The following is an 11,588-nucleotide window of genomic DNA, read 5'->3' as shown; positions in this document are numbered from 1 at the left end:
GCTGACCGTTCGAGCGCGACGTGGTTGTTGGCGCTGCGGTTGTACCTAGTTTGTGGGGGTTGGGGAGGTTAACTGCGGTGCGAACAACCGCACCGCAACCGCACCGCAACCGCACCGCAACCGCAACCAGATGCACACCTCTAGCGGGAACGAATCAGCGGATGCCCGGAGGCGATCGAAACGCGGTTGAAGGCGTTGATCATGATGATCGCCCATTCCAGGGCGGCGACCTGTTCCTCGGCGAATATGTTGCAAGCTTGAACCGCCGCCAGGCTGTTCTCGTGGTCCTTGGGGAGAATAGTCAGTGCCTCGGCCAGTTCTAGCGCCGCGCGTTCTTGTTCGCTGAATTCAGTAACCATGCGCCACGCCGGAAGCGCATCGAGTTTGTAGTCTTCAACTCCGGCGCGTCGAGCAGCGGGGACGTGGATAGACAGGCAAGTTCCGCAGCCATTGATTTGGCTGACGCGGACGCTCACCAGCTCGAGCAGGCTCGATGGCAGATCGACATCTGGGTAGATCATTCGGAGTTTCTTGTTCACGTCACCGAGCGCGCGGTAGACCTCGGGGTAGAACTTGTCTAGGTAGGGAGGCTTTTTAGTCATGGACACTGTTCCTTAGATTCGTAGTTCGGGTCGGGCGATCGGGGCAGGATTGGTACGAGGGGTGATTCTGGCGTTAGGCAGTCCGGGAGCTGGCAGCCACGTGGGGCCTTGTGGTTGGTGCCCGATATAGCCGAGGGTCTGACCAAAGCGTTTGTCGCCAGCCTGCCACTGGGCGCGGTAGCGCTCGATCTCCTCGAAGCTTCGTCCGATGAAATTCCACCACATGATGATCGGTTCGGTGAAGGGTTCGCCGCCAATGAGGATCATTCGAGCAGTCTCGGAACCGTTGTTGTGGATATTTAGGCGTTGCTCTCCGATGCCGGTATAGGCCAGCTCTGTAGGAGCGAGGGAGATGCCTTCCAAGACGATGGAACCGGCGTCGATTAGCAGTCCATGTTCGAAGGCCGGATCGACCTCGATGCTTATCGACGCCCCCGGCAACAGGCTCAGTTCCGCACCCACGAGGGGAGTAAAAGTCGGCACGGGAGAGGTGTATCCCAGCAGTGATCCGAGGAATACCAAGGCACTGCCACCGTCAAAGGAAATGCGTTCCGGTGCATGATGGTCGAAACGGCGGGGGCCATCGCGGTTAGATTCGGGAAGCACCGTCCACAGCTGGACGCCGTGGAGGACTTTTGTGTCTGTGGTGGACACTTCTGAATGACAGATGCCAGCGCCGGAGGTCATGAGATTGACTTCGCCGGGGACTACGACTGCATGGTTGCCGCCCGAGTCGTGGTGGGTGATAGCTCCTTGGAAAAGCCAACTAACTGTCTGTAACCCAGTATGCGGATGAGGGGCAACATCCATCCCGCTAGAAACGGATACATCGTTAGGGCCGTAATGGTCGAGAAAACACCAGGCTCCAATGAGGCTGCGTTGTCGCTGAGGCAATGTGCGATGAACGCTCATGGCACGCGGGCCACCTAGGGGGACCTCGCGGGAGGTGATGATCTCTACTTTCGTCACAGACATGGCGGCCGGTTCCTTTCAGTAGCTATCTTCATCATAACCACTAAGTTGTTGATTCGTCACCAAGAGTGTTTGGAGTGGAACGTTTATGCTTGTGCCTCATGCGTGCTCTTTATCTCGGACTCGCCGCCGTAGCTTGCGTGGTGGCCTTGCTTTTCAAATTCCTAGGAATAACTGACCTCGGTGCCGTCGTTGCGCTGCTTGTCGCCGGGACCCTGCTAGTCATGGGGCTTCGGGTTGTTGCTGGAGAACGGATCTCCCAACCATTGGCGCCTGATGAGAAACAATTGGCGACGTTGCGAGAGCTTAAATCCCGAGGTGACGAGGGTGCTGCCATTCGTCAGGTGCAATTGTGGTTTCGGGATACCACCGCTGAGCAAGCCCGCCGATTAGTCCATGATCTTGACTGAGCTGGCCTCGCTTAGCCGTAGCGTAGATGCTTCGGTAGAGTCTTGAGTTATGACTGAACGCACCCTCATCCTGATCAAGCCGGACGGCGTCAAAAACGGCCACGTCGGCGAGATTCTCGCCCGCATCGAGCGCAAGGGCCTGACCCTGACCGCTTTGGATCTGCGCGTTGCAGATCGCGCCACCGCTGAGCAGCACTACGCTGAGCACTCCGAGCGCCCCTTCTTCGGTGAGCTCGTTGAGTTCATCACCTCCGCACCTCTGGTAGCTGGCATCGTCGAAGGCGAGCGCGCCATCGAAGCATGGCGTCAGCTTGCAGGCGGCACCGACCCGGTCTCCAAGGCCACCCCGGGCACCATCCGCGGCGACTTCGCACTGAGCGTCGGCGAGAATGTTGTTCACGGTTCTGACTCCTCCGAGTCCGCCGAGCGCGAGATCAACATCTGGTTCCCGAACCTCTGATCTAGCCACCACCTTTAAGGCCGCCCTCCGGATTGACCGGAGTGCGGTCTTTATTCGTTTCCGGTGCTGTTGTTAAGGCCATGGCGCTCAGGTGTGCGACAATAGGCGAAGGTTGTCTCGACACCGACCCCGACGAGCGGGCAGAGACGGTGGAACAACCAAACGCATTAACTAAATACCGACACTGACGCGATTTTTCGAATTATCTCTGTGCGGCGGCGGCGAGCATGCTCGCCAGCGCCCGGAGATGATGTCGACCAACAATTACAGGAGCATCCGTGGCTGATTCCACTGAACCCACCAAAAGCACCGAAAACAACACCGAAAACAACGCTGAAAATAACAAAGCCCAAGAAGACTCCGGAGCCCAGGCCCCGAAACGGCGTCGATCGGCACGCAAGGCAGTAGCTAAAAAGCCGGCAGCTAAGAAATCCGTAGCGAAGAAAACTGTTGCGAAGAAAACTGCGGCTGCCACCCCGGACGTCGAGAAGCCGATAAAAAAGGCCAGTAAGAAGCGCGCGCCGAAGGCAGCGAAAGTCACAGTGCAGGAACCTGCCGTAGACGTTGTTGCTCAAGACGCAGTTGCCGTCGCTTTCCCGGATTTTGACCGCACCGCAATAGGCGAGCGGGCCCGTGTGCACGTATTAGCCAAAGCGCTGGGACTGACCTCTCGCCAGCTGATCGTGGCGTTGGAAAAAATGGGGCTAAAGAAGGTAGCTCAGTCCGCACTCAACGGTTCGGAAATTGATGCGCTGCTGACCGCGCTAGCCACCCCGCAGCAGCTGGAAGAGGCCAAGCCTGTCGAAGCTGAGTTGCCAGTTACTCCAGCAGCTCCGGCATCTCCGGTTGAACCAGAGGAAAAGATTCGCACCCGGGTGCGCAAAAATGTCGTCAATGAGATCAGCCAGATCGAAGAGAAGGTAGAGGCTGACCTCGCAGCAGTGCTCAGCGAGGAGCCACTCCAAGAGGTGCTCCCCGAGATCACCCCTATGCCTAAAGCTTCACCGGATGCCGAGGTGAAGAAATACACCCCGATCTTCCGTGCGCCTGAGGCTGAGATCTCAACACCAGCGCCCGCTACGGACCAGGAATCAGAAGATGGAGAGACAGCTTCTTCTCGACGTCGCCGTCGCGGGCGCAGAGGCGCCAGCCGAGGACGCGGAGTCGACGAGACCCCTGTCGAGGGCACACGCACCGAGCAGGCTCCGGTTGAGCCCGCCCCGGTCGCGGAGACAACGGTGGGCGAGCAGGATGTCGATAAGCAGATCGACCAGGACCTGCCGGTAGAGCCCGTCGCATTGAAGGGGTCGACCAGGCTTGAGGCCCAGCGTCGCCGTCGCACGGAGCTGCGGGAAGAAGGCAAAAAGCGCAAGCATATTGTCTCGCAGGCCGAGTTCTTGGCGCGCCGGGAATCAGTGGCCCGGACCATGGTGGTTCGGGAGCGCAACCGGAATGATCATCCGGGCACTGTGACTCAGGTCGGTGTGCTTGAAGATGATCTGTTGGTGGAGCACTTTGTCACCTCTGAGGCTCAAGCCTCGATGATCGGCAATATTTACCTTGGTCGGGTGCAGAATGTCCTGCCGAGCATGGAAGCCGCCTTCATTGATATCGGAGAAGGCCGCAACGGAGTGCTCTACGCCGGCGAGGTCGATTGGAAGTCTGCTGGTCTGGGTGGACGCGGCCGTCGCATCGAACAAGCATTGAAATCTGGCGATCAGGTTTTGGTGCAGGTCAGCAAAGACCCCGTTGGGCACAAAGGTGCGCGGTTGACCACCCAGATTTCCCTGGCTGGTCGCTACTTGGTCTACGTGCCAGGTGGACGCAGTGCGGGCATCTCTCGCAAATTGCCCGGACCGGAGCGTAAGCGACTCAAAGAAATCCTGACCAAGGTTGTGCCGGGACAAGGCGGGGCGATCATTCGTACAGCCGCAGAGAATGTCTCTGAGGAAGCTATCGGCGCCGACGTTGAGCGCCTGCACACGATGTGGGAAGACATCCGTACGCGCGCAAACAAGGAAATGCACTCCAAGGGTTCCCGTCCCGTGACCATGTATGAAGAGCCAAACATGCTGGTCAAGGTTATTCGTGATTTGTTCAATGAGGACTTCACTCGATTGATCGTCGACGGTGACCATGCTTGGAATACTGTGCATGCTTATGTGAAGTCTGTCGCTCCCGATCTACTTGATCGCGTCCAGCGCTTCAATCGTGGAGCAGACGAGCAGGATGCTTTCGCTAAGTATCGCGTTGATGAGCAACTGCAAAAGGCGTTGGCTCGGAAGGTCTGGCTGCCTTCCGGCGGAACGCTCGTCATCGATCGCACTGAAGCCATGACCGTCGTGGACGTCAACACCGGCAAGTTCACTGGCTCGGGAGGCAACCTCGAAGAGACCGTCACTCGTAATAACCTCGAGGCTGCGGAGGAGATCGTCCGCCAAATGCGCCTGCGTGATCTCGGCGGCATGATTGTCGTTGACTTCATTGACATGGTGCTCTCCGAGAACCAAGAACTGGTTCTACGCCGGCTTAAAGAGGCCCTCGGGCGTGACCGTACTCGCCACCAAGTTTCGGAGGTTACCTCGCTTGGTCTGGTGCAGATGACGCGCAAGCGTTTGGGAACTGGGTTGCTGGAGACTTTCGCTACGGAATGTGAGCACTGTGCTGGCCGAGGCCTCATCGTTCACGAGGATCCAGTCGAGGAGAATCTCGACGCTGGCGAAGGGCACTCGCGCCGGGATAGTGCTGAGCGGGGATCGCGTCGTCGACCAACTCCCATAAAGGCTGCTGCTAAGTTGCCTCCGACTAGTGAGACCAAGGCGTCAGACTTGGAAAAGCTAGCTGCCGCGGTCGTCGTCGCAGAGGATGAAGCTGCAGCGGAGGAGACGGTAAAGGAGCATCCTCAGCAGGGACAGTCTCGCCGTCGACGTTCCCGTCGTGGGCGTCGTAACGATACCCGCGACCGCCGTAACTCGGGAGAGAACAAGCCGGATCAGGCTCCGGCCCCCACCTCGGTTGAGCCTGAGGAAAGCGATCTAGAAAAGATCGTCTCCGAAGCTCTGCGACGCGCAGGTCAAGCAGACCCAGAAGAGCCCACTGGTGCGGATTATGCACCAGCAGAAGAGACGCCGGAAGAGGCATCCGATCTTGCCCTAGCCACAGGGGAAAAGACTTTCCAACAGGCAGTATCGGACTTCGAGAAGTCTCCGCGCCGTCGTCGTCGTACTCGCGGAAACTCCCGTTCGGATCATCGTCCGCAGCCACAGGAACACAAAAAATCAGCACCGAGTGAGTCGAAGGCTCAGCCGGTGGAGGTTGCTCGGGAAACTCCCGTTGCTGCCGAGATTCCTACGGGTCGGAAAAAGCAACAACGTCGCCGAAAGACTCGGAGCGTATCGACGCGCCGTTCCACGCCTGTGAGCGATGATCTTTCGGTGGCCCCAGCTGCAGCGCCGGTAACTCCTGCGCCGGCAGCCGCTCAGGCTCCCAAGGTTGCTTCCTCATCAGAGGTGAGCCGCAAGGGGCGCCGTCGTGCGGTGCGGCGAACCATGATCAAGCCTGAAGTAGCTCAGCAACATGCAGCTTCGAATTCTCAGCCGACCAGTGCTGAGAAAGTTGAGAGTAGTGCTGGTAGACACAAGGATCTGACGGTTGCTAGACGCGGTGGACGTCGACGGGTGACCAGGCGAACAACCCAGCGATAGCAGAGACAACCGGCGGTTTGTATTTTTACAGGCCTACGGGGTAATCTTTGACAGTCGCTGTTTCGGGGCTTATTGCGCTGTCGGACCATATGTTGATCCTGACGTGCTTGCATACCCGAAACGCAAGTAAATTATTCGTCCATTCAGGTGCACCGTGCGGCAGCGCCTGAGCCGAGTTTAGATAAGGGGTAACCCTCCTATGTACGTGATCGTCAAGACCGGCGGCAAGCAGTACAAGGTTGCCGAAGGCGACCTCGTCAAGGTCGAGAAGATCGAGGGTGAGCTGGGTTCTTCCGTGGCTCTCACCCCGGTTCTGCTCGTCGACGGTGCCAATGTCACTTCCAAGTCCGACGACCTCGCTAAGGTGAGCGTTGCGGCAGAGATCGTCGAGCACACCAAGGGCCCGAAGATCGATATCCTGAAATACAAGAACAAGACCCGCTACAAGCGCCGTATGGGCCACCGTCAGAAACTGACTGTGCTCAAAGTTACCGGTATCAACTGAGCCTGCGGGCTTTCCGAGCAGAAACCCCAGGGAGGGAAATGCAATGGCACATAAGAAGGGTGCTTCCAGCTCCAGCAATGGTCGTGACTCCGAGTCTAAGCGCCTTGGCGTTAAGCGTTTCGGTGGTCAGCAGGTCAAAGCCGGCGAGATCCTGATCCGTCAGCGTGGAACCAAGTTCCATCCGGGCGAGAACGTCGGACGCGGCGGCGATGACACGCTGTTCGCTCTGAAGACCGGTGCCGTGCAGTTCGGCATCAAGCGCAACCGTCGCATGGTTAACATCGTCGAAAGCGTCGAGAGCGAGACCGTCGACGCTTAATTGCGCTGATTCTCATTCTTGGAACGAGAATGAACCCGCTATGATCCGCTATGGATCATGGCGGGTTCGTCGTTATCTGGGTACTGAGTGTGTGGCCAGTGGTAGTTTCTGCAGCACCTTGGCACAAGTTCATGTGTTTGATGCGGACTAAGTGGCAGAAGGCAGAACCCATAACGGCGAAATTATCGTAACCTGGGCTGAGAGATCTTTTCTTGGGCACTTGGCGCTGGAATAGAGCGGCTGAGTCGGTACCGGATAAACGCCTTATAGCCTATGGCTTGGCTGGTGCTAGGATCGCCCTACCTGTAAACAATCGGAGGAAATCCATACATGTCCCGCTTCGTAGACCGCGTGGTTCTGCACCTAGCCTCCGGCGACGGTGGAAACGGCTGCTCGTCTGTCCACCGCGAGAAGTTCAAGCCGCTCGGCGGCCCTGACGGAGGCAACGGTGGGCACGGTGGTGACGTCATTCTCGAGGTCTCCGCACAGGTTCACACCTTGTTGGACTTTCACTTCCGCCCGCACCTCAAAGCTGGTCGTGGCGGCGGTGGCGCTGGCTCTTACCGCCATGGCGCCCGTGGCAAGGACCTCGTTCTTGAGGTTCCAGTGGGCACTGTCTTGCTCTCTGAGTCCGGAGATGTCCTCGCTGACCTTACCGTTCCAGGAACCCGTTTCATCGCGGCCCAAGGCGGTTTCGGTGGCCTAGGCAACGGTGCCTTGGCTTCTGCTAAGCGCAAAGCCCCCGGTTTCGCACTCAAGGGCGAACCAGGTGAAGAACATGATCTGATCATGGAGCTGAAATCCATGGCAGATGTGGGACTGGTGGGCTTTCCTTCCGCTGGTAAGTCCTCGCTGATTTCAGTGCTTTCCTCCGCCAAGCCGAAGATTGCTGACTACCCCTTTACTACTTTGGCACCGAACCTCGGAGTGGTCCATGTGGGCCACGAGACGTTGACTGTGGCCGATGTCCCGGGTCTGATTCCGGGTGCTAGCCAAGGCAAGGGTCTGGGGTTGGACTTCCTGCGTCATATCGAGCGCACTTCGGTGCTCGTGCACGTGGTTGATGCCGCGACACTTGAGCCCGGCCGCGACCCGGCCAGTGATATCGAGGCTCTGGAGGCAGAGCTGGCAGCCTATGAATCGGCACTCGATAATGACACTGGCCTTGGTGACCTCAAGGACCGACCTCGGCTAATCGTGCTCAATAAGGCGGATGTGCCGGAAGCTGAAGAATTGGCTGAGTTTGTCAAAGCCGATCTGGAAGAGCAGTTTGGTTGGCCGGTGTTCATTATCTCCGCGGTCGCCCAAAAGGGGCTGGAGCCGCTGAAATACAAGCTGCTAGAAATCGTGAAGGCTGCGCGTAAGGCTCGTCCGAAGGTTAAAGCGGATAAGGAACACACGATTATTCGCCCGCGGGCGGTTGACGCTCCCCGCGAAGACTTCACGGTGGTTGCGAACCCAGAAAACCCGGAAGCCTTTATCGTCTCCGGACGGAAGATCCAACGGTGGATCATCCAGACCGACTTCGAAAATGAAGAGGCTATTGGCTTCCTCGCCGATCGTTTGGCCAAGGCCGGCGTGGAAAAGGCGCTGTATAAAGCAGGTGCCCAAGAAGGCTGCACGGTCACTATCGGCGATATCTCCTTCGAGTGGGAGCCGTTGACTGGTTCTGGCATTGACCCGACCGTTGCTGGCCGTGGCTCCGATGCGCGTCTGGTGCGTAATGATCGAATCTCGGCTGAAGAGCGCAAGCGTGCTTCGCAGGCACGTCGTGGTTTGATCGACGAATACGACTTCGGCGATGGGGAGATCCCAGATCGCGAGCGCTGGCAGGGTTAGCCTCTGTCGGCTCGGTCTGTAGTGTGGAGTGCCATGACGATGCCTAGCTATCACGGCCTTCCCTTGTCTCCATATGAAAACACCGCGGAAGACGTTGAGTTTCCCGGTCCGACCGAAGAACCTGACGGTAACCCCGCTTTTGGCCACGAGTCCTCCATGCGTGAGCTCATCTCGAATGCCAAACGCGTGGTGGTTAAAATCGGTTCCTCATCGTTGACCAACGAAGACTTCACCGTCGATCCCAACAAGATCAACCACATCGTGGATGCACTTCAAGCTCGGATGAATATCTCCGACCTAATTGTTGTCTCCTCCGGCGCGGTCGCTGCCGGAATGGGGCCGCTGGGTTTGTCCCAGCGTCCCACCGACTTAGCCACCAAGCAGGCTGCCGCGGCAGTTGGCCAGGTGCATTTGGCTCACCAGTGGGCACGTTCTTTCGCCCGCTATGACCGCACGGTCGGTCAGGTCCTCTTGACGGCCTCGGATGCCGGTCGGCGTGAGCGTGCGCGAAACGCACAGCGAACGATTGACCGACTCCGCCAGCTGCGGGCTATCCCGATTGTTAATGAAAATGACACAGTCGCTACTTCCGAGATGCGCTTCGGCGACAATGACCGGCTCTCGGCGATCGTTTCTCACCTAACGGCAGCGGATGCTCTGGTGCTGCTTTCTGATGTCGATGGTCTCTTCGACCGCAATCCAGTCGAGCCTGATGCGCGTTTTGTCTCCGAGGTTCGCTCGGGTCGGGATCTGAAAGGTGTCATTGCTGGTGATGGTGGTTTGGTGGGTACCGGAGGTATGGCCTCGAAGGTCTCTGCTGCCCGCCTAGCCTCTCGTGGCGGCGTGCCCGTTCTATTGACCTCCGCGGCCAACATCGGCCCGGCTTTGGAAGACGCGAGCGTCGGCACGGTATTCCATCCCAGTGAAGACCGGCTCTCAGCGTGGAAGTTCTGGGCACTTTATTCCGCAGACATAGGCGGTACTTTGCGCTTGGACCGCGGTGCGGTCAACGCAGTAACTTCTGGCGGAACCTCCTTGCTGGCCGTAGGCATTACTGCGGTTGATGGTGAGTTCCAATCCGGAGAGATCGTGGAGATTATTGGCCCAGACGGCCAGATCGTTGGGCGCGGCGAGGCAGCCTATGACTCAGATACCCTTGAAGGCATGCTGGGTAAACACACTGAGGAGCTTCCAGAAGGCCAGCAGCGCCCAGTAGTCCATGCTGACTACCTTTCCAACTACGCTTCTCGGACCTAATTGAGATCCGACCGAGCACGAGTAGGTTAGTCGCACAGCAGGAGTGGGGGCTCCACCTGATAGTTGGGGGCAAGTGTTGTGTGAATAGATCTCGTCTGATCTTGACCTGAATCTGTTTTAGGATGTGTCGTCGTTGGCTGCGGCCAGCGATAGTGGTTCCTGGCTGGCAATACCGCCGGCATTGAGCAGATTCGGTCACCTGTTCGATCGATGTTTCGCTAGACTCGGGCACCATGACTGATCAGCGCACTATTGAAAGAGACGAAGTCCTTAACAAGGCCCGCGCGGCCAAGGCGGTCGCCCCTGTCTTGGCGCAGCTGCCTACCGTGCGGAAAAACGAGATTCTTCTTGCCGCAGCGGAAACCCTTATTGCCAAGACCCCAGAGATCCTCGCTGCTAATGTCCAAGACATTGCAGAAGGTCGTGCCAATGGCATGGCAGAGTCCCTCGTTGACCGGCTGAGCCTAGATGCCGCGCGCATTGAAGGTATCGCTGGCGGCCTCCGTCAGGTGGCCGGGCTACAGGACCCCGTAGGGGAGGTGCTCGGTGGTGGTGTGATGCCCAATGGCATCCAGATGAAGCAAATTCGAGTCCCGCTGGGCGTGATGGGCATGGTCTATGAAGCCCGCCCCAATGTCACCGTTGACGCTTTTGGCCTAGCCCTGAAATCAGGCAACGTTCCGTTGCTGCGTGGCTCTAAAACTGCAAAGTACTCAAATGCCAAGCTGGTGGAGATCCTGCAGGGCGTTGTGGAGTCCTTTGATCTTCCACGAGAAACTGTGCAGCTCTTGCCGTGTGAGACTCATGATTCGGTGCAGGATTTGATCACCGCTCGCGGGCTGGTGGACGTGGTCATTCCGCGTGGTGGAGCACGGCTTATCGAAGCGGTAGTCACCGGAGCCACTGTGCCGGCGATTGAGACTGGCACCGGAAATTGTCATTTCTACATCGACGCAGATGCGGATGTGGAGGAAGGCATCACTTTGGCCATCAACGGCAAGACTCGCCGTTGCTCGGTGTGTAATGCTACCGAGACCGTGCTTATCGACGCCGCTTTGAGCGACGCAGATAAAGCCCGCATCGTTGCTGCGTTCCAGGCTGCCGGGGTCACCGTGCACGGTGACGTCGATGAGCTGGAGGCATTCGGAGCCAGCGATATCGTCCAAGCGGATGACACGGACTGGGGTGCGGAATATCTGTCAATGGATATTGCTGCCAAGGTGGTCGACGGGGTCAGCGGTGCGATTGCCCACATTGCTAAGTGGACCACCGGCCATACCGAGGCGATCTCTACTACCAACATTATTACCGCGCAGGCCTTTGCCGATCAGGTTGATGCCGCAGCAGTGATGATCAACGCATCCACTGCCTTCACCGATGGTGAGCAATACGGCATGGGCGCAGAGATTGGGATTTCTACCCAAAAGCTGCATGCACGTGGTCCGATGGCACTTCCAGAGCTCACTTCCACTAAGTGGATTTTGCAGGGAACCGGCCACGCTCGCCCTTAGAGAAAGCTG

The 11,588-nt window shown here is 58.0% G+C and carries 10 protein-coding genes; 8 read left to right on the top strand and 2 right to left on the bottom strand.

What is annotated here, in order from left to right:
• Nucleotides 1–140: 140 nt before the first annotated feature.
• Both C5L39_RS04685 and C5L39_RS04680 read right to left on the bottom strand, forming a co-directional pair.
• The gene (locus C5L39_RS04685) at nucleotides 141–602 is read right to left on the bottom strand and encodes a carboxymuconolactone decarboxylase family protein (RefSeq protein ID WP_123047685.1); all 462 of its coding nucleotides are present in this window, start codon (nucleotides 600–602) and stop codon (nucleotides 141–143) included.
• Between the two features lie 12 nt (nucleotides 603–614).
• On the bottom strand, nucleotides 615–1,577 hold the full coding sequence (locus C5L39_RS04680; RefSeq protein WP_123047684.1) for a pirin family protein: 963 nt from the start codon (nucleotides 1,575–1,577) through the stop codon (nucleotides 615–617).
• A gap of 98 nt (nucleotides 1,578–1,675) precedes the next feature.
• On the opposite strand from C5L39_RS04680, the gene C5L39_RS04675 reads away from it, so the two are divergent.
• The 8 genes from C5L39_RS04675 to C5L39_RS04640 all read left to right on the top strand — a co-directional run bounded on the left by C5L39_RS04675 (nucleotide 1,676) and on the right by C5L39_RS04640 (nucleotide 11,579).
• The gene (locus C5L39_RS04675; protein WP_123047683.1) at nucleotides 1,676–1,984 is read left to right on the top strand and encodes a hypothetical protein; all 309 of its coding nucleotides are present in this window, start codon (nucleotides 1,676–1,678) and stop codon (nucleotides 1,982–1,984) included.
• Nucleotides 1,985–2,033: 49 nt separating this feature from the next.
• Nucleotides 2,034–2,444: a nucleoside-diphosphate kinase gene (gene ndk, locus C5L39_RS04670; RefSeq protein ID WP_123047682.1), complete on the top strand. Its 411-nt coding sequence runs from the start codon at nucleotides 2,034–2,036 to the stop codon at nucleotides 2,442–2,444.
• A gap of 542 nt (nucleotides 2,445–2,986) precedes the next feature.
• A complete protein-coding gene (locus tag C5L39_RS04665) occupies nucleotides 2,987–6,148 on the top strand; it encodes an Rne/Rng family ribonuclease (protein ID WP_425453850.1) in 3,162 nt (1,053 codons plus the stop codon).
• Between the two features lie 199 nt (nucleotides 6,149–6,347).
• Nucleotides 6,348–6,653, top strand: coding sequence for a 50S ribosomal protein L21 (gene rplU / locus C5L39_RS04660; RefSeq protein ID WP_123047681.1), 306 nt, complete (start codon nucleotides 6,348–6,350; stop codon nucleotides 6,651–6,653).
• 43 nt (nucleotides 6,654–6,696) lie between these two features.
• The gene (rpmA, locus tag C5L39_RS04655; protein ID WP_123047680.1) at nucleotides 6,697–6,972 is read left to right on the top strand and encodes a 50S ribosomal protein L27; all 276 of its coding nucleotides are present in this window, start codon (nucleotides 6,697–6,699) and stop codon (nucleotides 6,970–6,972) included.
• A 330-nt stretch (nucleotides 6,973–7,302) separates the two neighbouring features.
• Nucleotides 7,303–8,811 (top strand): GTPase ObgE, encoded by a 1,509-nt coding sequence (gene obgE, locus C5L39_RS04650; protein ID WP_123047679.1) that lies wholly within the window; start codon nucleotides 7,303–7,305, stop codon nucleotides 8,809–8,811.
• Between the two features lie 156 nt (nucleotides 8,812–8,967).
• The gene (gene proB, locus C5L39_RS04645; RefSeq protein ID WP_123047833.1) at nucleotides 8,968–10,068 is read left to right on the top strand and encodes a glutamate 5-kinase; all 1,101 of its coding nucleotides are present in this window, start codon (nucleotides 8,968–8,970) and stop codon (nucleotides 10,066–10,068) included.
• A 233-nt stretch (nucleotides 10,069–10,301) separates the two neighbouring features.
• On the top strand, nucleotides 10,302–11,579 hold the full coding sequence (locus C5L39_RS04640) for a glutamate-5-semialdehyde dehydrogenase (RefSeq protein WP_123047678.1): 1,278 nt from the start codon (nucleotides 10,302–10,304) through the stop codon (nucleotides 11,577–11,579).
• Nucleotides 11,580–11,588: the final 9 nt, after the last annotated feature.

This window comes from Corynebacterium alimapuense, from assembly GCF_003716585.1.
Lineage (GTDB): Bacteria > Actinomycetota > Actinomycetes > Mycobacteriales > Mycobacteriaceae > Corynebacterium > Corynebacterium alimapuense.
This window is presented reverse-complemented; position numbering and strand designations above follow the sequence as displayed.